This window comes from uncultured Bacteroides sp. (assembly GCF_902491285.1).
GTDB lineage: Bacteria > Bacteroidota > Bacteroidia > Bacteroidales > Bacteroidaceae > Bacteroides.
In genome coordinates this window covers 1-23,089 of the sequence record NZ_CABUHK010000063.1, presented here as the reverse complement: position 1 = coordinate 23,089, position 23,089 = coordinate 1, and the positions used below count along the sequence as shown (strand labels likewise).

Genomic DNA, 23,089 nt, shown 5'->3' with positions numbered 1-23,089 from the left:
CTATTTATATTTAATCTTTAGAACTGTCAAGCCATACGCATCAGTCGTTACGTTCCAGTTTTCCACGCCATCCAAAGGTGTGGAACGGCCTTGATTATCCAGGCAAGATACGTCTTTCACACGGATCTTTTTTCCGAGGAACAGACATTCCGCATCCATTTCAATCAAAGAGGACTGCTTTTCATCATCATTGTTCAGCAAGATCAGGAAAACGATCTTCTCCTTCCCGTTCACAGCAGTCATATATTCCACGTAAGGATTATCCAGTTTGAATAACCCCGGACGCATTATCAAATCGGCTTTCGTACCGAATACGATGCCGGGCGCAAAGCCATAAGTCTGGTGAGGCCCCACTTTCGGAGTGATGAATCCACCCGGATAAGTTATCTTGCCATTTGAACGCAAGGATATTTCAGACAATAAATAGTCGGTAATCCATCCCACCTGCCACCAGGCATGATGAGGATAAGGTCCCGCCCCATTATTCATCGAATCCCAATAGTAAGAAGCGACTCCCGTTTTCAAGTCCACAAACGCATCTCTTCCTATGGCTGCGGCACGTGCCATATTCAGGAATAACGAGTCCTTTGTCAGCCCATACATCCGTACGAACATTCCGGCATGGCTGGCTAATAATATCGGTCCGCGGTGATTGGCTGAACCGGCCACCCCACCATGTTCGAAACTCAATCCCACCTGACTGATTTCCCAGTCTTTCCGGGCTATCCCTTTTACCTGTTTCACCGTTTCTGTCGGAATAGGATGCGTATAAACCGATGCCGTATAAATCTTAGCCGCCGATATAGCCGCTTCTTTATACTTCTCGTCTTTTGTCACATTATACAGTTCCAACAAAGCCTGTACACTTTGTGCTGTCGCAAAATCCGGCACGAAACGTGTGTCACCGCAAACACCCAGGAAATGTCCTTTCCTTACAGCGTTCTCCACATACCAGTCCGCTCCTTGTATGGCAGCTTGCAGATACTTCTTATCTTTCAATATCTCGTAAGCAATCAACAGTCCATAAAACGTAGGCCGCAAGTCCGCAATATCGGTAAAGATGGGTTCCAATGTTTTGTTCTCATAAGCCACTTCCCATTGTCCGTTAGGTTTCATCCATTCCAACAAACGGTCGGCAGCCAGTCTGACGTGCTGTTTCAGTTCCTTTTGCTGTGGTTCGAAAAGCAGGATATTGCCCATGTCCATCAACATGTAATAAGTAGTAGCAATGGGTTCCGTATAAGGTCCCCACTCTTCGGTGAACCGTTTACTCTTATACAAATAATACTGTCCGGCAGAAGAGCCATATAAGAAATCTTTCTCCGCATGTTGTTGCATCAGTTTAAAATTCAACGCATTCGGCAGTCTCTTCCGTGTCAGACGAGGATCATCCGTCAACTTTGCCAGCATCCACATAGCCCCGTAATCGGAGTTTTTCATGGCGTCTTTTTCCGAATCATACACACCACCCAGATAATCCTGTGCTCCAATCGTCACTCCCTTATATACGTGGTTGTGCCATTTGGAAGTACTGTCATTAGTAAGGTATGCGTGCATATCGTAAAGCCTCTGTGTCAATGAATACTTGGTCTGTTTCAACTTTAGAAAATCAGTGAAACGATAAATATCATTAATCGCATGTTTCAGTACAGCATACCAATCCGCTTTCCGGATGGTATAACGGAAAGAGAAAGAGAGACTGTCCCCTACATGAACCGATGAGTTCTTCTCTCCCAACACAGGATGATAAAGCGTAGGGGAGAACTCTCCTTCCCGGTTCATGACCGACAATCCGAGTTGCCATTCCGCATGCAACTTTTTATCCTTCGGCCAAGGATCCCTGCCCGTACCCGGTTCGGCTGTGACGGCAACGGTCACGCCCTTTTTGTCCGTTATCAATGCGGACAATGTAGAAGCGGTGCGTTCTCTTGCCACCACCGGTACATCGGGGATTCCCTGCCCATAACCATACGCTTGCACAAAATCCGTGTTTATGGCATTCCCCTGAAATATTCCAGGAACAGTAGCCCACTGAAAATTATATTTATCTATTGAAACCAGCGAAGGAGTTGCCAAAGAATAATAGCCGTCCCTCTTGGGATACAAGATGAAATCAACTTTAATATCATTCTGATGAACCGGATCCAGACACCACTTTTCTGTAATGCGCATCGTTTCATCTTCGTACCGGAAACAGAGCTCCGTATCGGAAATACGTTTTACAGAGGAAGGGTGAAAAACCAGATTCTCCCCTGCCTTATTCAAGGCAACAGCATTGGTATTCTGCTGCCATGAAGGGATAATGTAGCGATACTGTGGAGCTGGGAAAAGAATCTCTTTTCCCGTATTGTCATATAGTTTCTGCGATGTGGTTCCGGGTTTGGACGTAGCGTATAAAACGTTATGCTGATAGTTGGCAGTTTCCATAGAGTTCCATCCGTCGGATCCCTTCACTTTCAGCGTTTCCAAAGTATATCCGTCGGCATCCTTTTTCCACCTGAGTTCAAGTTGGTCGTTAGCCAATCGCACTACCGACAGTTCCTGGGCCGGTAAAGCGACAGACAAGCTTAGTGCTACACCTATAGAAAAATAGTTAATGAAATTCTTTGGCATCCCTTTCATTTTTATCAGTTATTCTTTTACTTCAATATTTAATTTCACTTGCGAGTAATTACTTCCGTCATACCAGTCGAATACAGCTTTATAAATGCCGGGAGTATTGTAAGTATGTACGTAATCTCTGGAAGTGACACTATTTAGAGAGACTCCCTTATCAGGAGTACCTTTTCTGAGATTAAAAGCTTTCGATATAGCCCAATCATCATTTTCCGGTTGGTTTGCCCCTCCGTCAATCAATATCTGACTGGAAGAAACTAAATTCCATGTTACAGCGGGATTTTTAAAATCGACAGCTTTCCACCCCATTGTAGACATCGCCGCCAAACTATTCCTTACGCCTTCAGGAGAAATCAAATCAAGGGTTATTGCTCTAACGATCCAATTATTCTGCCTGGGCTTTTCAGTATCCCTGTATCGGAAAGCCACATAAAGTTGAGCGTTCGGGTCATCACCTGCATACTCTTTCAAACTAACTTCTCCGGAAGGAGTGCGATCCACTCCTGACGAGAATGTAAACTTCTCAGACAAATCAACCCAATCGGCAGCCTCCACACTTTCTTCATCATAAATACCATTAAAATCATTAGATACCAGAAACTGCAGATTCTGATAGATCTCACCATAACGCACCCAAGTCGAGAAATTCACCACCATATCATTATCCGCATAGAATCTCTCCCTGAAGTCAAAGTTATGTCCGCTTTCTCCGGAATAGAAAACTACATTGTTGGCATTATTACCCGTCAGGCTAAACGTTACAGGCTCTCCCGCCTTACATTCCACCTTATCCGGCAAAACGCTCAACGAAGCGGGAATCTCTTCTTCCACCGTACCTCGCACCTCTACAGTCAGTCTTGTCAATCCATGATCACTGCCATTGTACCAGTCGGATGTCGTTTCAAATACAACCTCATAGATTCCCGGTTTAGTATATATATACTTATACTCATCCATCGTCGTACTGATATTCTTCAATGCAACCCCCGTATCGGGAGTGGTTTTCCGGGCATCAAAAGCCTGCGAAATAATCCAGTCCACATTCTTCGGCTGGTTATTTCCTCCATTTATCTGTATTTGGCTGGTAGAAGAAGTATTCCATGTCACAGCCGTATTCTCAAAATCAACGACTTTCCAACCCATAGTAGGCATCGTAGCCAAGTTACTTCGCACGCCTTCAGCAGAAACACAATCAAGTGTGATGGAACGGATAATCCAATTATTCTGTTGTGCCTTTTCTTCATCCTCATAACGGAATGCAACAAACAACTTGGCATCCTCGGCCGCACCGACATACTCTTTCAAATTCACCTCTCCGGAAGGAGTCTGATCATCTCCTACCGAGAAACGGAACTTATCGGATAAATCAATCCATGTAGCTGCTTCCACATTCTCCTTGTCATAGACTCCACTGAAATCAGAAGATACCAAGAATTTCAAGTTATGATAAATATCTCCGTAACGCACCCAGGAGTTGAAATTGACCAACAGGTCACCATCTGCGTGATATCTCTCTTTATAAGCATAGTTATGCCCGACCTCTCCCGAATAGAACACTATATTATCCGGATTTCCGTTCAGTTTGAAAGTCACAGGTTCGCCCACCTGATAGACTTGTTTATCCAGCGCCACCTTCAGTTCCACACTTGGAGCCTCATCTTCCACGCAGGAAACCAGCCCCACAAGTAACAAACCGCAATATCTTATTATATTTTTCATGTTCGATTATTTTAAAAAGGATAAAAATCAATTACCACCCCTCGTTCTGAGTCATCAGCTTGTTTACGGTAATCTCTGTATTCGGAATCGGGAAGAGCACATTACGGTCTGTCGTATTCTCTCCTACCCTGCTCGCATATTTAAATTCTGACGGAGCAGTCGTTGAAATTTCCGTTCCAAAAGCCTTCATTGTAGCTACATATTCTCCCCAACGAAGCAGGTCGAGTTTGCGCATACCTTCAAAGCAAAGTTCTCTGAACCGTTCTTTCTTCACTTCTTCCAAAAAATCCGTCTTAGCCAAATCCGCCGGGAGATCCACCGTTGCATCGGCGGTATGAACCGGTTTCCCATAGGCTCTTCTTCTCACCTGATTGATTGCGTCATACGCCTCATCGGTTGGGCCGTTGACCTCATTCTCCGCCTCAGCTTTCATCAGCAGGACATCACTGTAACGGATAACAGGAAAGTTGGTGGAGTTGAAGAGCCGGGCTTTCTGTCCTGTCTCGTACTCTCTTCTCCATTTTCCCGGATTACGATTATATATCTGAGTAGCCGAGAACATTACTTTTTTAGTAACCTGAACCACTTCTACCTCCTGGGTCTCTTCATTGACCTTTGTTTCTTCCACTACATTATAATAATAAGGAGCAGCATTCCAGTCCCTGCGCAAGTCACCTTCCCCATACGAGTCGTAGAGTCTTTTAGAAGCCTTCATCGCACCACCGGAGTAACCAATTGATTCGTCACGGCACAAGATGCCATTCTCCACTCCTACGGAACCTGCCAAATCGACCGTACCGATTTTATTGCCATACATACCCACTTCCCAAATACACTCTTTGTTATCATTGATATCTTGCGAATGATTGATAAAGATTTGCGCATAATCCGAATTCAGCTCATGCTTTGTCGAAGCAATCACCTTGTTGGCATACTCCAAAGCATCTTCATAGCGTGCCTCATCTTTCAACGGCTCACCCGCCATTTTCAGGAACACCCTTGCCAGGATAGCTTGAACTCCCGTTTTGGAGATTCGCTCATTATGGCCAAGCGCATCAATATCCAATACCAGTTTTTCCGCTTCCTGCATATCCTTTACAATCTGTTTGTAAATATCCGCCAGTGGCGATTTCGCCAGATAGTTATCATTGGCAGACATTGTCGGAGTAAGTTTCAACGGCACTTCACCAAAGAAAGTGGTCAGCAGATAATAGTAATATCCTCTCAGGAAGAGAGCCTCTCCCTTGGCAGCTTTCATCACATCCGTACTCAGTTCTTTGTCCTCAACGCTATATAGCAGAAGATTGGCTCTGTTCACTCCTTCATACAGCACTTCCCAAAAACGTCCGACATCCAAATCAGCGGCATCCATTGCACCCGCACGGATATTAGTGTTGTTAAAATTATTGGTATAAAAAGACTCATCGCTCAGCACAAAGAAGCTGAAAAGTCCCTTACTGTACATTCTTCCGTTTGTGTCAATCAGACGATTATACACTCCGTTCAACGCCTGCAACAGTTCGCTTTCCGTATTGTAATAATAATCAGGAGAAACGAAGTCCGGTTCTTTATCCAGTATGTTCGAGCAGGAAGTTGCCAACAGACATACGGTCATCCATAACAATATAGTATGCTTCATATATAACGTTTTGATTTTAAAGGTTTAAAAAGAAATGTCAACTCCTAAAGTGATAGTTCTCGGCCTTGGATAAGGAGACCAGTCGAAAGAAGGCGTCAGTGCCGTGGGACGGGTGGAAACCTCCGGATCCGGTCCGGAATATTTGGTCCAGGTAATCAGGTTCTGCGCAGAAGCATATACTCTCAACGACTTGATATTTATCTTTTTCAGCCATGCATTCGGCAGCCTGTATCCTAAAGCAACCGTTTTCAGGCGCAGGAAAGAACCGTCTTCAATGGTACGCGATGAATAAACAGCCGGTCCCTGTCCACCTATCCGGTAGAGTTCGTTCGTCTGGTTCTCGGGAGTCCAGCGGTTGGCAAAAGAAGCAAACATATTCAGTGAAGTACGGGCATTCGGGTCGCCACCTTCAAACTCAATGCGGTTAGCATTCAGCACATCGCCTCCGTAGCTCCATTGGAAGAATACATTCAGGTCGAAGTTCTTGTACTGGAAGTTATTGCCGAAACCACCGATATGTTTCGGGTTCGGGTTGCCGATAATAGTCAGGTCATAGTCGTTCACCACCCCATCGCGATTGATATCCTTGAACTTGATATCTCCCGGCTGAATCTTCTCACGTGCATTTCCATTATTGGGGACACCGTCTTTCAATATATACGATTCTCCTACCTTATCGAAATCGGTATATTGGTAAACTCCGTCAAAAATATGCCCGTAGAACATGGCGATCGGATGTCCCGGAATGGCGATATACGGATAAGCGTTGTTGAAGTTACCCCAGTTCACACGGCTTGCCAGGCTCGGCTCGTCATCATTCAGTGACAACACCTTGTTGCGGTTGAACGAGATATTGAAGCTGGAAGTCCAGGAAAATTCCTTCGTCTGTATGTTTTTAGTGTCAATAGTAAACTCAAGTCCTGAGTTGGAAACCGATCCTACATTCCGATAGGCGGACAAGAACCCCATGCTCGGTGCCAACGTAGCATTCAACAGCAAATCTTTCGTTTTCTTATAGTAATAATCTGCCGTGAACGAAATCCGGCTATCCAGGAATGACATATCCAATCCGATGTTGGTCTGCGCGGTAGTCTCCCATTTCAGTTTGGGATTTCCCAGCGTTTTCGGCACTACCCCTTTACCCGGCGTGTTGCCTGTGCTATATCCGGAATCTGCCGTTATCTGCAAGGCTGTCAATGCTGCATAATCCGTCACGCGGTTATTACCCGTCGTACCGATACCGGCTCTCAGCTTACCGCTGCTGATCCATTTGATATTTTTTATGAATTTCTCTTCACCAAATCCCCACGCGGCAGAAGCAGACGGGAAATAAGCCCAACGGTTATCTTTCGGGAATTTCGACGAACCATCGGCACGGAATGAAACGGTCAGCAGATATTTGGACTTATAATTATAGTCTGCTCTTCCCAAATAAGAAACCAAACCGTTGTCCGTCTTGCTGATAGTGGCGGAAGTCAGTTCGCCTTCATCCAGTCCGGCAATTCCCAATGCCTCATTAGGGACATTGATTGCTCTGATTTCATCAATAAACGTACTATTATCCTGCACGGTAAAGCCACCCAGAACTTTCAGACGGTGTCCCTTCTTTAAAGGAACATTATAAGTCAGTGTATTTTCATTCAACAGGCTTGTCCGCTCCGTGTTGGTGATCCAACCGTTCACCTTATTGTTGGTATGACGATGGCCTCCTCGCGAATTAGAGTTATAGAAGACTTCTTTGCGTTGGTGTATCTTGTTATATCCACCCGTAATCTTCAGGGTCAGATTTTTCAATATTTTATATTCCAAATAAGCGTTGCCAATAAAATTGTAAGTGAACAACGGATTATACTCATTCTCTGCAGCCATTAAGGGATTGATACGAAGATCGGTAGTCGGGTCAGTTGATTCATCATACAGGTCGTTCAGCAAGTCACCGTCATTGACACCTGCCACCGGGCGATACCCCCACAGAGCATACATCAAGCTAGCCGTAGGACTGGTCTGCGATTCAGATACAATAGTACCATATTTCTTTGAATATGTATAGTTGGCATTAATTCCCACTTTAATCTTCTTATTAATAGTCTGATCGAGCACGAAACGCCCCTGATATTTTTTGTAACCGCTATTCAGCATAATACCTTGCTGATCTACCAATGACCCTGAAACAGAGTATCTCGTCTTTTCAGTACCACCCCTGACAGCTATATTGTGGCTATGCACCAAAGCATCCCTATACACCTTGTCCTGCCAGTTGATACCTTCGATGTTGCGATAATCTTCCAATGTCCTTTCGCCAGCCAAATAACGCTTACTGTAAACATTGTAGTCCGCTTCCAACTGATAGCGTACAAACTCATAAGGATCAAGCATTTCCTGCTGCTTGATAATTTGCTGTACACCTACCCAGCCACTGTATGTCACGGTAGGCGAACTAACCTTTCCTTTCTTTGTAGTCACCAGAATTACCCCGTTCGCACCTCTTGCACCATAGATAGCCGTAGCCGACGCATCTTTCAAGATTTCGATAGACTCTATTTCTTCGGGATTCAGCATATTTCCCACCGCCATTTCCAGCGGAAAGCCATCCACTACATACAAGGGAGAATTATCCTGAGTTACCGAGTTATTACCGCGAATGACAATCTGCAAATCACTGCCCGGCTGCCCGTCGGACGAAGTTACCTGTACACCCGCTACACGCCCTGCAAGACTTTCTTCAAAGTTAAAAACCGGCGCTTTACGCATATCTTGCACATTCGCCTTTGCTATAGCCCCTGTCAAATCCTTACGAGGTCCGGAACCATATGCAGTAATTACCACTTCCTCCAGTAATTCAGAAACGGCACGCAAGCGAACAGTCAGTTTCTTTCCATCCGCTACCGTCACCGTCTGCTTCTCATATCCGATAAAAGAAACCTCCAGATTTATGTTATCGCCATCCACCCGGATAGAAAAGTTCCCATCCAAGTCACTGATAGTACCCACACTTTTCCCGGCGACTGCTATAGAAGCCCCGATAATTGGTTCTCCTGTTTCAAAATCAATCACCGAGCCAACTACCGTTCGCGTTTTTGCCTGTTGGGCAACCTCCACACTGTTTATTTTTGAAACATCTTCTGCCGAATATACTACAGAAGAAAAGGAAATAGATAAATACACAAGACTACAGCATCTAATGTACCACTTCGCTTTTGAAATAACTGCGTTCTTCATGGTGCAATACTTAATTTCTCGTTAACAATTTAAATGGAATATCTAAGTTTTCAACGCTAGCAACTGGTCTACTCTGGTCTGCTAGACTTTGCAAACATAGTGATTATTTATTAAACTCCAAATAAATTTAAAGAAAAAAGCATAATCATTCCTGCAGGATTCTCCAGAAAGCCCATAAACAAAGGGAAGTGCACTTTTATTTTTTTTTCATAAGCAGGAAAAAGAAAAACGGGACACACCTCTTTCATATAGAAAAAGGCTATGTCCCGCAAATTATACCTTCCGAGAAGGTCAAAGTTTCAACTCGTCTTTCTAAGAGACGATTCCCTGATATTCAGTTTTGCATCCAGGATGATTGATTTCGAGGGCATTTTATCGTCATTATTGATATTATGCTTGATTTGCTCCAATAACAACTGTGCTGCATTCCTCCCCATTTCAAAAGTCGGCTGCTCCACACTAGTCAAGTTAGGTTCCACAATAAATGCTTCCTTTGATTCGGAGAAACCGACTACTGCTATATCCTCCGGGATTCTAATCCTGTTTTTTTGAAGAGTTTTCATCGCCCCTATCGCCACCGGATCATTCACTGCAAAGATTCCATCCGGCAATTTTTCCATTTCAAGAATCTGGTGGGCAGCCATTATCCCTTTTTCCATCATTATTCCACAATCGATAATCAAAGCCTCGTCAACCGGCAATCCATACTTTCGCAAGGCATCCATATAGCCGCTCTTACGTTTCTGCGCAATGAGCAAATCTTCAGAACCCGCCAAATGGACGATCCGCGTGCATCCTTGCCGTATCAAATGCTCGACCGCAGAAAAAGCCCACTTATAATCATCAATAACCACATAGGGAGCATTCAATTCCGCACAAATCCGATTGAAGAAAACCACGGGGAAATGATTCCGAATCAAATCAGAGAAGTAACTGATGTTTTCTGATTCCTGGGTAACCGAAATCAGAAAGCCATCCACCATCTGCGCTTCCAACGCCTGCATATTCCGCAATTCATTCTCATGCGACTCATTAGACTGCATAATCAACACATGATATCCTTCAGGATTGAGCACACTCTGAATGCCCATAATTACCTCGGAAAAGAAGGAATTGACAAATTCAGGTACAATCACTCCGATAAACATAGACTGGCTCTGTTTCAGACTCAACGAAATCGGATTCGGCTTATAATTCCACTTTTCCGCAAGCTCCAGAACCGCTTTGCGCGTTTCCGGGTTGACATCCCATTTATCACACAAAGCTCTGGAAACAGTAGAAGTCGAAATCTTCAGCTCCTTGGCTAAATCCTTGATAGTCACTCTTAATTTACTCATAGTCTAATCCCCTTTCTTAAAAATTGCCCGAATATAATCAAATTCCCGTGATTGAGATGTTAAAACTCCAAGAGTTTAATTTCGGGAACGTTTGCGGTAACGTTCCCGATGATTTATATTCCGAATTGCTTGTTTATCTGTAGAATCGAAAATATATTTGCCGTCGGCTTTGAGGTTTTTCAAGCCTGTTTTGTTAACTAAATCATTTGATATGACTACTCTTGACATCATTACTATCGTACTATTTTCCCTTGGAGTTGTCCTCGTCGGACTGGCTTTCTCCAGAAAAGGTAAAAGCATGCAATCTTTCTTTGCCGCCAACGGAACCATGCCGTGGTATATGAGCGGACTGTCCCTGTTTATGGGATTTTTCTCTGCCGGCACATTCGTCGTATGGGGTTCCATTGCTTACTCCATGGGCTGGGTTTCAATTACCATCCAATGGACAATGGCTGTCGCCGGTCTCATTGTCGGAATGCTTATTGCCCCCAAATGGCATAAAACGGGAACGCTCACGGCAGCAGAATACATACACAAAAGATTAGGAAAGTCGACACAGAAGATATACACTTACCTGTTCTTGTCTATCTCTGTGTTTCTTACGGCCTCTTTCCTCTATCCGGTCGCTAAAATATTAGAAGTTTCCACCGGACTACCTTTAAATACCTGCATTTTACTATTAGGCGGACTATGTATTTTGTATGTCTCCGCAGGCGGATTATGGGCTGTTATCTCCACAGACGTACTTCAGTTCGTCATCCTGACAGCGGCAGTTATTATCGTAGTTCCTTTATCTTTCGACAAAATCAATGGAGTGACCGCCTTGATAGAGCAGGTGCCCGACACATTCTATAATCTTCTGAACGATGAATATACTTTTGGCTTCCTGATAGCCTTCGGTGTCTACAACACAATATTCCTGGGCGGCAACTGGGCATACGTGCAGCGCTATACCTGTGTCAAGACACAAAATGACTCCAGGAAAGTAGGTTATCTGTTCGGCGCTTTATACATCATCAGCCCGGTGTTATGGATGCTCCCACCAATGGTTTACAGGGTATATGATCCTTCTCTCTCATTGCTCGACGCAGAAGGGGCATACCTGATGATGTGCAAGGAAGTTCTTCCGAACGGACTTTTGGGATTAATGATCGGCGGTATGATTTTCGCAACTACCAGTGCGCTGAACTCAAAACTGAATATTGCTTCGGGAGTCATCACCAATGATATATTCAAAAATCTAAGACCGAAAAGTTCCGACCGTACTCTGATGTATGTTGCAAGAATCTCGACGATTCTTTTCGGAGCACTCAGTATACTGATAGCTATGCTTATTCCTAAAATGGGGGGAGTTGTAAATGTGGTTATCAGCTTGGCGGCATTGACAGGTGTTCCTTTATATCTGCCCATCATCTGGACGCTATTTTCCAAAAGGCAGACTTCGGCTTCGAATATCACCACTACTTTATTGAGCCTGGTTGTCAATGGTTTATTCAAATTCATCACTCCGCTGATGGGCTTCTCCCTCAATCGTGCCGAGGAGATGATTCTCGGGGTTACTTTCCCGATTGTATGCCTGACAATCTTTGAGATATATTATAAGGTAAAGAACAAGGAGTCTGAAAAGTATCAATCTTACTTGGTCTGGAATAAAGAAAACAATGCCCGGAAATTAAAAGAAATCGAAGAAAATGAATCGGCAGAGAAAGCGGGAAATAATTTCAGCAAACGGGTGATCGGTTATGGTATTTTCGCTTCCGGAGCCGGAATTGCGATATTGGGCGGCATGGCGGATAACGGACAGAGACTTATCATCACAACAGGCGTCGTTTTTGCCCTGCTCGGGTTACTGATGACAAGGAATCCAAAAAGGCAAGAAAAGAAAATATAGGCTGATATATCGAGATTCTCATTTAATGCTTATCTTCGTCTATATTTCATTTACAAAACAGCCGTACATCATGGATATGAATTTCAGAAGATACCCGATAGGAATACAGAATTTCGAACTGCTGCGCAATGACAATTACGTATATGTGGATAAAACGCCTTTAGTTTATAAATTGGCGAATACCAATACAACTTATTTTCTGAGCCGCCCCCGACGTTTTGGAAAAAGTCTGCTGATATCCACACTCGAGGCTTATTTCCAAGGAAAGAAAGAATTGTTCAACGGACTGGCAATGGAAACTCTGGAAAAGGAATGGACAGTGTATCCGGTGCTACATATAGATTTCAGTATAAGCAAATATGTAGTTGCCAGCAGTTTACGCGCATACATTAATTATCAATTAGCCATTTGGGAAAAGGTCTATGGGAAGTCTGAAGAAGAAGGGACATACAGCCTTCGCTTCAGTGGCATTATCCGTCGCGCTTATGAACAGACAGGGAAGCGAGTTGTGATATTGATAGACGAATACGATTCGCCAATGCTGGACAGCAACAATAATGAAGAAGTTCAAGCGGAAATCCGGAATATAATGCGGGACTTTTTCAGTCCTCTCAAGAGCCAAGGGCAATATATACGTTTCCTATTCTTAACAGGCATCAGCAAATTCAGCCAAATGAGTATTTTCAGCGAGTTGAATAATCTGCAAAATATCAGTATGTGGGATGAATATAGTGCAATTTGCGGCATCACAGAAGAAGAGTTGCGCTCCCAATTGCAATTTGATATCGAACAGATGGCTCAAGCCAACAACGAAACGTACGAAGAAGCTTGCACACATTTAAAACTACAATATGACGGATATCACTTCAGTAAGAATTGTACGGACATTTATAATCCCTTTAGTTTAATCAATGCATTTACTCAAAAGAGTTATGAGAATTTCTGGTTCTCAACCGGCACGCCTACTTTCTTAATAGACCTTCTGCAAGAAAGCGACTTCGATATTCGGGATTTGGATGCCACCACTGCCACAGCGGAACAGTTTGATGCCCCCAGCAATAGAATTACCGACCCGCTTCCGGTGCTCTACCAAAGCGGTTATCTCACGATAAAAGGCTACGACCCGAATTTTCAAGCCTATACATTGGGATATCCCAACAAAGAAGTAAGAAAAGGGTTTATCGAATCTCTCATGCCTGCTTATGTACATTTGCCTGCACGCGAGAATACATTCTATGTAATATCATTTATCAAAGACTTACGTATCGGGAAATTGAATGAATGCCTGGAAAGGATGAAATCTTTCTTCGCTTCCATCCCCAACAAGCTAAACAATAAAGAAGAAAAACATTATCAGACTATCTTCTATCTGTTTTTCCGCCTGATGGGGCAATATATAGACGTGAAAGTAGACACAGCTATCATCGGTAGAGCGGATGCAGTCGTGAAAATGCAAGATGCCATTTACGTCTTTGAATTCAAAGTGGATGGTACACCGGAAGAGGCGTTGGCACAGATTAACAGTAAGGACTATGCCATTCCTTATCAGGCCGGAAACCTGAAAGTAATTAAAGTCGGTGTCAACTTTGACAGTGCTACAAGAACCATAGGCGGCTGGAAGATTGAATGATTAATTTCTTGATTACAAGAGACTAATCACTCTCTTACATTCTCAAACTTTTCTCATAGTATTGAGAAAAGTTTCTCACCACGATGAGAAAAAATACTCATCGCTATGAGAAAATATTCCCATAGTGATGAGAATTAATTCTCATCACTATGAGTATTTCCCTCACTAATCTACCAATCATATTTGTCTATATAATCATCAAATACAGGCTTTGACTTAATTCCGTGCTTGCGGAAAATAGCGGCTATCTGCTCCTGTTCAACCGGATGCAACAGCCGTTCCTTATTAAGGATACGATAATACATGCTGCGTCCCATCAATGAATATATTTCTTTATGTATGGCAATGGCCGTAGCGTGTGGAATGTCATCCAGCAAATGGCTCATTCCGGCGGCAAAGCGTGTGGTTTCATTTAATTTAAAAAAGTCACAATTATTCTCATTTCCAGCTATGTGTTGCGGATTGACTGTCGTATAGTAAGGAAGTTTTTGTGAAATATCGAGTGCGACCTGATAACGAAGACATTTGCCACGACGAGGACATTTATCATGATTGCAATATAAAAAACTCTTAGGAACATCATTGTAACCAATCTTTTTATTCATAAATACATTGTTTTTTTAAACCTATTAAAGTACTTTTTTATCTCTATTTTGACAATACAGTTTTTATTCCGCCATCGCCAGCGTCAATATACTAATCCGTATTCCTTCTATATCTGTCAGGCAAGACGCACATTCCACAGTGGTAGCCCCGGTAGTCAAAACATCATCTACAATCAATATGTGCTTTCCGATCAGAGACTCCGCATGATTTAACTCGAAGATGCCTTCCACATTCTCCCAACGCTCTAAAAAAGATTTACGTGTTTGTGTTTCCGTATTCTTCCGGCGCACCACCGATTCCGTATCAATAGAAATTCCTGTCACGGCAGCAATTCCCCGGGCTATCCATTCGCTTTGATTATAACCACGAATCTGCTGTTTCTTTTTGTGTAACGGCACGGGAAGTATTACGTCAACTCCTTCAAAGAAACCGGATTCCAGCAATTCGGCTGCCATATAGCGCCCCATGATTGCTCCGATGCCTTTTTGTCCACCGTATTTAAGCTGGTGAAGAATTTGCCGGAAGTCACTTCCTTTTCGGTAAAAGAAGAAAGAGGTAGCCCGCTCCAAAGGAATCTTTCCCCAAAACATTTTTTCTACCGGATTGTCTTTTCTAAGATGATAATCTGTACGTGGAAGATTGATATTACACATTGTGCAAAGACATTCTTCACCTTTCGCCAACGTTCTGCCACAAACAATGCAATAACGGGGAAAAAACAAGGACAAGAATGAACCAAGCCAGTCTTTTATAAGGAGTGTGTGTTTCATAATAATAGTAAGGATTTTATAAGGAGATATTTTTTCTACATATCTAATGGTGGAACTTCCGCCAGAAGTTTCTGAAATAAAGGATGCAGGTGTCCGTTCGTAGCAATGATATGATGCCCTTCCATAAAGTTATCTTCACCATAGAAGTTCGTTACACGTCCGCCCGCTTCCTGCACAATCAAAGCTGCTGCGGAATAATCCCACTTCCCAAGAAAGGCTTCCGCCCAAGCATCAAAACGTCCGATAGCTACATAGCAGATTGCGGCAGCGGCTGAACCATTCATGCGGATACCGCCCACTACTCCATACAGTTTATCTATCAGATGAAGAGCAGTCTGTTTATATTGCAGATGATTATAAGGTAATTCCGTGATAACGAATGCATCTTTCGCGTCCTGAATAGTAGAGACATGAATTTCTTCACCATTCATAAAGGCTTTTCCATCTTTCCAGGCATAAAAACATTCATCCCGGCAGACTTCATAAACGACGCCTAAGAGAAGTTCGGTGCGATTACGCAAAGCAATACATACACAGTAGGGAGCCTCATCATGAATATAGTTCGTGGTTCCATCCAACGGGTCAATCACCCAGCAATACGGTTCATCCTGATAGGTGGCAGAACCTTCTTCGGTTATAAATCCCGCTTCAGGAAGTAAAGCAGAAAGAGCCTTCACCACTCGCACTTCGGATTCTTTATCTACATAAGATACGTAATCGTGCGCATGCTTTTCTTCAACACGTTCACGACGAAAGTTCTTCCGTTCTTCCTTCAAAAAATGTCCGGCGTCAGTTGCAATGCGGCATACTTCGGCTGTAAGTTGTTTCAAATCTAACATTTCTTCTTTTGTTATTTAGACTACCCACAAATCTATGCCAAAATTATTACTTTTTTTGATAGAAGTGAGAGTTTTCCTCGAAAAAGATAAGAACTTCCAAGGCATTAGATGGAAATTCCAAATATCTTCTTGTTCATTAATATAAAAAAATCCGATTCAGCACCATGCGAACCGGATTTTTAACGTACTTGAGATTTGCTTTTTCCACAGAATTTCCCGAATATTGTACCCGAATACTAATTGAAAGGGCTTCATGAAAAGAGTCGACTCCGTTATTTCCCTGATATACTCTTTATCAAAATCAGAAAAGAAACACTTTTCCTTGCAGGTCATCAAAGACAAGGAAGAGAAGGACTATCTTGTGATTTACGATATTATCACAAAGAGTAAACAGCCCAACGGAAATGCGGTAAAAGAAGAGTTTTATAAACGTAGACCGAAAGGTTCTTTTGAAGTATCCATTCAATATTTATATGAGAAACTGGTAGATACACTGCTCACATTAAGAAAGAAGAAAGACATCTACTATGATCTGCTGAACGATTTATGTAAAGCCCGTATGCTTTATGAGCGTTCCCTGTTCGAAGAGTGTTTTGAGATACTATCCAACACGATAGAGCAGGCGCAGTTCTATGAAAACAATGAGATACTGATGATTGCCCAGAAACAGGAACTGGAATATCTGTTGCGGCTGAATTTCCCCAATATGACCGAGCAGGAACTTTTCCATAAACATTTTATCCAAAATGATTCTTTAAAGAAAATTCGAAAAATAACGGAGCAATCTTCTCTGCACAATCTATTAAAATACCGTCTCTCTCATATCGGAGCTATACGAACTGCGAAGCAAAAACAAGATATGAACGATCTCATGGTAAACGAGCTTTATATAGCCGCTTCTTCAGACGCAGAAGGGAATTTTGAACTGACACGAAATCATAAACTTTTTCAGGCCAATTATCTGATGGGAGCAGGAGATTACAGAGCTGCCCTAAACTCATACAAAGAGCTAAACTCATTGTTTGAGCAGAATCAACAATTCTGGTCGAATCCACCTATTTATTATTTGTCGGTGCTCGAAGGGGTACTCGGCAGTCTGCGTTCAGTAGGCAACTACAACGAAATGCCGTATTTCCTGGAGAAATTAAAAAGGCTGATAGCGGAAGATTCATCACTTGAATTTAAAGTGAATGCTACCTGCCTGCTCTTTCAATACGAGCTGTTTCCCTATCTGGATAAAGGAGACTTCTTTAATTGTACAGAGCTCATGAATCGTTATCAGGAGTCGCTCTATGACAAAGAAGCATGGCTAAGTCCTATACGCAAAAGCGAGCTATTACTTTACACGACTCTCATACACATCGGCAATCAGAACTACAAAGCAGCAAAGAAATATATAAGTAACGCTATTGTCGACCACAACATTAAATATCTTCCGCTGATGAGAACCATTCGACTGGTTCGCCTTATCGCCTATTATGAGACACAAGAATTTGAATTAATAACACACGAATCACGTTCCATCACCCGAAGTTTGTCTTCTCCCAAAGAGCAGACCTTCAAAACAGAACGTACGGTTTTATGGTTTCTGAATAAAAGTAATCTACCTATTTTACGAAAAGACCGGGAAGCTTTCTGGGAAAAGCTATATCCGGAAATTCATGAATTATACAACGACAAATACGAAAATCAGTTATTACGCATTTTCGATTTTACTGCATGGATAGAATCAAAAATACGAAAAGAAAAGTTGTCTGAGGTTCTTAGACAACATACCAATGCTAAAGAAATCTAAAAAGATAAAGCTAATAAGCTATATTCACAGCACAAAAGCACCTTCCGCGTTTTCGGTTTATCCATTTGCAATTATATAAATCTGCACAATAAAACAATCCACAAACCACTTATAAAATAGGTTATTTCACACGAAATATCCTGTTTGAAATTATATAAATGAAATATTAATGTAAAAAACAAAGCATTATTATTCCTTTTATTTGCATCATCTTAATTATTAATATTATGGAAACTATATCTAGCAATCGACCCAAAATCGTAGTTATCGGAAGCTGTAATACCGATATGGTTGTGAAAGCCAACAGGCTCCCAGTCCCCGGAGAAACCATTCTAGGTGGAACTTTCTATATGAACCCCGGAGGTAAAGGAGCCAATCAAGCAATCGCAGCAGCCCGACTGGGAGCCGAAGTTACTTTCATTTCCAAAATCGGATACGACCTGTTCGGATTGCAAGCATTGGAAATATATAAATCGGAAAAGATTAACACAGAGTTTATCTTCACCGACCAGAAAAGCCCATCGGGCGTGGCGCTTATTTCCGTTGATTCTTTCGGAGAAAACAGTATTATCGTTGCACCGGGTGCAAGTCGCTCCCTCTCAGAAGAGGATATCAATAAAGCTGAAGAAAAAATCAAGGAAGCTGACATTATACTCATGCAGCTTGAAGTTCCGATAGAAACAGCGGAATATGCAGCCGCTATCGCCAACAAGTATGGCAAAAAGGTGATACTCAATCCGGCGCCTGCATCTACCCTGAGTGACACTTTCCTAGAAAACGTACACACCATACTTCCTAACCGGATTGAGGCCGAAATGCTGTCCGGTATTAAAGTCATGGATATAGAAAGTGCCCACCGGGCCGCCAAGACAATCGGAGATAAAGGTATCGAAAATGTCGTTATTACATTAGGCAAAGACGGGGCTTATGTAAAGGAGAAAGACAACTACGTCATGATTCCCGCCAAACAAGTGGAGACAGTCGACACTACCGGTGCCGGAGACGTATTCTGCGGTGCATTCAGCGTTTACCTGTCCGAAAAGCACTCGCTGACGGAAGCCGTCGAATTTGCCAATGCAGCGGCGGCTATTGCCGTTACCCGTATCGGAGCCCAGAGTGCTATTCCATATAAAAGAGAAGTCAACTTATAAAATAAAGAGAAGCCTAGGTCAATCACATAAATCTGATTCAAATGAAAGTAGTAGTTATTGGAAGTTCAAACATCGACATGGTTGCACAAGTCAGCCATCTCCCGGCACCCGGCGAAACAGTCGGAGATGCAAATTTCATGCAGTCCCTCGGAGGCAAAGGAGCCAACCAGGCTGTGGCGGCAGCCAGGCTTGGCGGCTTTGTGACGTTTGTCACCTCTTTGGGGAATGATATGTATGCGGATATTTTAAAAAATCACTTTAAGAAAGAAGGTATCACCACCGATTACATTATTGATGATGTCAATCATCCCACAGGAACCGCACTTATTTTTGTGGCCAACAGTGGTGAAAACTGCATTGCAGTAGCTCCCGGCGCCAACTATTCTTTATTACCCGGTTCAATCACTCATTTCTCAGAAGTTATTGACGAAGCTGATATTATTGTCATGCAGGCTGAGATTCCTTACGAAACAATTAAAAAAATAGCTTTATCAGCAAAACAAAAAGGTAAAAAGGTATTGTTCAATCCCGCACCAGCCTGCCTGATTGATGAACAATTGATGAAAGCCATTGATATACTAGTTGTCAATGAACTGGAAGCAGCATTCATCTCAGGAATCGATTATACAGATAACAATCTTGAGGAAATTGCTGAAACATTGCTGAAAGCGGGTACCAGCAATGTGGTAATCACACTGGGAAGTCAAGGTGTGTACATGAAAAATGAAAAAGAAATCATCCAACTTCCCGGTTGTAAAGTAAATGCGATCGACACAATCGCCGCAGGCGACACTTTTTGCGGTGCATTGGCGGTCGCTTGCGCAAAGAAAGAAATAGATCAGGAAGCACTCAACTTTGCCAACACTGCGGCAGCCATTGCAGTCACGCGCTCGGGTGCACAACCATCTATTCCTACTCTCGATGAAGTGAAGCACTTCATGATTGAAAAAGAATTAGCCTTATCGTTCAACTTTTAAATTTAATGAGCCATGAAAACCTATTTGAAACAACTACTCATCCCTATTCTATCGGGCTTGATAGTATGCAACTTTTATAGTTGTGATAGCGACGACGAACATATCGCTACTCCCATAGCGCCTATCCTAAAGGAAATAAAATTTCCTTCGGAGAATGATATCATCCCTGGTCAGGTTGCGCAAATCAACGGACTTGGTTTTGCAAAAGAAGATATAGTCTATTTAAGTAACGCTACCAACCAGAAGGAAAAGGTAGAAGTCACGGAGATTACAGACAGTTACCTGAAGTTTATCGTCCCGGTGGAAGCAGGCGGCGAGTATACCGTAACAATTGAAAGAGCGGGTAAACAGACCGTTTTAAACGGAACTTTTAAAGTGCCTTTCGTAGTTCCGATCATTGATATCGTTCTACCTTCAGGCAATGTGCAGCCCAAGAGCAAAGTCGAGATTCAAGGAAAAGGATTTGAAGCCGGGGACGTTGCCGTACTATATGCTTCCTTCTATCCGGCAGGCGTCGAATATAATTTACCATTAACTCTTAATGAAGAAGGAGTAGAATTTACACTTCCTGAAGGATTATACGGAGTAAACTCCATTATGATTGTCAGAGGAGAGCGGAAAAGTAATCTTGGAACAATCACTATCGAGACGAATGTCGGTGACAAACTCGGAGGAGGTGTTGTATTCTGGGTGGATGCAGCAAAAGCACACGGATATATCGTAAATATGAGCAACATCGGTACGGGAACAGAACAATTCGGTCCTGAAGTAGCTCCGTCGGATGCAGCCGGAACGAGTAAAAGTATGGGAAGCGGTTATACAAACACTCAAAATATAGTCAAGAAGTTTAATGCATTACAGAGTGCGAACAACTGGCCCGAATGGCAAGGAGTCAAAATTGCCGCCCAACTTTGCTTGGATAATAGTGTCACTGAAGGAAATGCCGTATATGCCGACTGGTTCCTCCCTTCCAGAGAAGAACTGATCGAAGTATTCAAAGTTAAAAGTTTATTAGCAGAGAAAGGAGTCAATATTCCGGCAAACAATTACTGGACTTCAAGTGAAGGCGACGGGGAAGCCGGCTGGTCTGCCTATTATGTGAACTTCTACGAAGACACTAATATCGTTTCTGAAATCTGCTCAAAAAGCGGTTGGAAAATTGGTGTTCTTCCTATCCGGGCCTATTAAATAACAATCCTATAAAATAAGCGTCATGAAAAAACACATCATATTATTTATAGCAATCTTTTTTGCCAGTGTATTACATGCACAGACTATCAGCATTAAAGGAACCGTCTCTGATACGAACAATGAAACATTACCAGGCGTATCTATAACAGTAAAAGGTACTCAAACAGGAACTGTAAGCGATGCCAATGGAAACTACAGCATCAAAGCCCAAAAAGGAAATATCTTAGAATTTACTTTTGTAGGTATGGTAAAACAATCGGTTACCGTAGGGAAACAGAATGTCATTAATATACAAATGGCAGCAGATGCCATTAACTTGGACGAAGTAGTAGCAATCGGTTATGGTATTGCCAAAAAGAGCGATTTGACAGGTGCCGTTGCCTCTATCAAATCAGAACATCTTACTAACTCCAAAGTAGGAACAGTGACGACTGCCCTGCAAGGACTTGCTGCCGGTGTGCAAGTAACTACCGGCTCCGTAAAACCAGGTGGGGATGCTTCTGTCGTTATTCGCGGAGTAGGTTCGCTCCGAGCCGGCAGCGAGCCGTTATATATCGTCGACGGTATTCCCGTACAAGGAGGTCTGCAGGATTTATCTTCCGGTGATATTGAATCTATCGAAATTTTAAAAGATGCTTCTTCCGCATCTATCTATGGTTCGAGAGGTTCTAATGGTGTAGTACTTGTGACTACCAAAAAGGGTACAAGCGGAAAAGCCAAAATCTCTTTGAATGCCTCTTTCGGTACGCAACGAATGTTGAACAAACAAGACTTGATGAACGCGCAGCAATATTATGAATTGGTATCCATTGCTCAACCTAATTACAAATGGACATCAGAAGAACTACGTTTGCTAAGTCGCGGTGAGTCGACCGACTGGCAGGACGCAGTTACCCAAAACGGGCAATACCAAAACTATAACTTCTCCATTTCCGGTGGAAAGAATGATATGCAACATTTCCTGGGAGTAGACTGGTATGACCAGAAAGGTACAATCAAAAACTCGTCCTTCAATAAACTGACTGTTCGATATAATATGGATGCCAAACTAAACAAGTGGCTAAAATACGGAGTACGTTTCAATGTCATTGAATCAAAACTCATGAATATCAACGAAGAAGCAGATTCGGGATACGGAACTATGTTCAGCGCCATTAGTTCACAACCGACAGCTCCTATTTATACCGAAGACGGAGAATATTTCGATGGTTTCCTCAACACGAGAGCAAATCCGGTGGCTATTGTTGACTTACTTGACAAAACCACACTCAAATCCAGATTCGTAGGTTCCGCCTACATCGAGATAGAACCGATAAAGAACTTGAAATTACGTTCCGATAACGGTGGAGAACTTGTCTTTTACAAAGTGAATACTTATGAAGACGGACGCATGGGACAGCATTATACGGCTGGCGGTCATGCCAATGTAATGTCGAACAAGAAAAGATATTGGCAAACAGAGAATACTGCCACTTATTCATTTGACATCAACAAAGAACATCAATTTTCTGCAATGGCAGGTTTCTCTGCTTCCCGAACAGATTATGAGGAAGTAACGGCTGACTCTAAAAAGTTGTCATCCATTCTCAAGTATTACAATTTGCAAGGAGCGGAAGAACACGGACCGAACTCTTCGTATGCAGTCCCCTCTTCTCTGGTGTCTTTCTACGGACGATTCAATTATAATTTCAGCAACCGCTATCTGGCAA

Annotated in this window: 15 protein-coding genes; 7 read left to right on the top strand and 8 right to left on the bottom strand. The window is 42.7% G+C overall.

Translation table 11 applies throughout. The features are described from left to right. From RDN93_RS15515 to RDN93_RS15495, 5 genes are all read right to left on the bottom strand, one after another. Entirely contained in the window at positions 1-2,613 is a 2,613-nt protein-coding gene (locus tag RDN93_RS15515; protein WP_308746357.1) for a glycerophosphoryl diester phosphodiesterase, read from the bottom strand. 18 nt (positions 2,614-2,631) lie between these two features. Continuing rightward, entirely contained in the window at positions 2,632-4,335 is a 1,704-nt protein-coding gene (locus RDN93_RS15510) for a DUF5017 domain-containing protein (RefSeq protein ID WP_135038184.1), read from the bottom strand. Positions 4,336-4,366: 31 nt separating this feature from the next. After that, positions 4,367-5,974 (bottom strand): RagB/SusD family nutrient uptake outer membrane protein, encoded by a 1,608-nt coding sequence (locus RDN93_RS15505; RefSeq protein ID WP_172503596.1) that lies wholly within the window; start codon positions 5,972-5,974, stop codon positions 4,367-4,369. Positions 5,975-5,998: 24 nt separating this feature from the next. Further along, positions 5,999-9,073 (bottom strand): TonB-dependent receptor, encoded by a 3,075-nt coding sequence (locus RDN93_RS15500; RefSeq protein ID WP_308746356.1) that lies wholly within the window; start codon positions 9,071-9,073, stop codon positions 5,999-6,001. A 419-nt stretch (positions 9,074-9,492) separates the two neighbouring features. Beyond that, positions 9,493-10,530, bottom strand: coding sequence for a LacI family DNA-binding transcriptional regulator (locus RDN93_RS15495; protein WP_172503598.1), 1,038 nt, complete (start codon positions 10,528-10,530; stop codon positions 9,493-9,495). Positions 10,531-10,741: 211 nt separating this feature from the next. Here RDN93_RS15495 and RDN93_RS15490 point away from each other — a divergent pair, with 211 nt between their 5' ends. Beyond that, positions 10,742-12,421 (top strand): sodium:solute symporter family protein, encoded by a 1,680-nt coding sequence (locus RDN93_RS15490; RefSeq protein WP_286150482.1) that lies wholly within the window; start codon positions 10,742-10,744, stop codon positions 12,419-12,421. 70 nt (positions 12,422-12,491) lie between these two features. Continuing rightward, on the top strand, positions 12,492-14,051 hold the full coding sequence (locus RDN93_RS15485; RefSeq protein WP_308746355.1) for an AAA family ATPase: 1,560 nt from the start codon (positions 12,492-12,494) through the stop codon (positions 14,049-14,051). A 170-nt stretch (positions 14,052-14,221) separates the two neighbouring features. Here RDN93_RS15485 and RDN93_RS15480 read toward each other — a convergent pair whose 3' ends face one another. From RDN93_RS15480 to RDN93_RS15470, 3 genes are all read right to left on the bottom strand, one after another. After that, a complete protein-coding gene (locus tag RDN93_RS15480; RefSeq protein WP_135038171.1) occupies positions 14,222-14,656 on the bottom strand; it encodes a DUF6078 family protein in 435 nt (144 codons plus the stop codon). 63 nt (positions 14,657-14,719) lie between these two features. Next, positions 14,720-15,427: a ComF family protein gene (locus RDN93_RS15475; protein WP_308746354.1), complete on the bottom strand. Its 708-nt coding sequence runs from the start codon at positions 15,425-15,427 to the stop codon at positions 14,720-14,722. Between the two features lie 35 nt (positions 15,428-15,462). Continuing rightward, positions 15,463-16,266 carry an inositol monophosphatase family protein gene (locus RDN93_RS15470; protein ID WP_308746353.1) on the bottom strand — a complete coding sequence of 268 codons (804 nt, stop codon included), beginning with the start codon at positions 16,264-16,266 and terminating at the stop codon, positions 15,463-15,465. 253 nt (positions 16,267-16,519) lie between these two features. On the opposite strand from RDN93_RS15470, the gene RDN93_RS15465 reads away from it, so the two are divergent. The 5 genes from RDN93_RS15465 to RDN93_RS15445 all read left to right on the top strand — a co-directional run. Beyond that, positions 16,520-18,061: a hypothetical protein gene (locus RDN93_RS15465; RefSeq protein ID WP_308746352.1), complete on the top strand. Its 1,542-nt coding sequence runs from the start codon at positions 16,520-16,522 to the stop codon at positions 18,059-18,061. 227 nt (positions 18,062-18,288) lie between these two features. After that, positions 18,289-19,212, top strand: coding sequence for a ribokinase (gene rbsK, locus RDN93_RS15460; protein ID WP_308746351.1), 924 nt, complete (start codon positions 18,289-18,291; stop codon positions 19,210-19,212). Between the two features lie 77 nt (positions 19,213-19,289). After that, a complete protein-coding gene (gene rbsK / locus RDN93_RS15455; protein WP_308746350.1) occupies positions 19,290-20,189 on the top strand; it encodes a ribokinase in 900 nt (299 codons plus the stop codon). 12 nt (positions 20,190-20,201) lie between these two features. Further along, the gene (locus RDN93_RS15450; RefSeq protein WP_308746349.1) at positions 20,202-21,377 is read left to right on the top strand and encodes a DUF1566 domain-containing protein; all 1,176 of its coding nucleotides are present in this window, start codon (positions 20,202-20,204) and stop codon (positions 21,375-21,377) included. Between the two features lie 25 nt (positions 21,378-21,402). Beyond that, on the top strand, positions 21,403-23,089 hold a 1,687-nt coding region (locus RDN93_RS15445), incomplete at its 3' end, for a SusC/RagA family TonB-linked outer membrane protein (protein ID WP_308746348.1).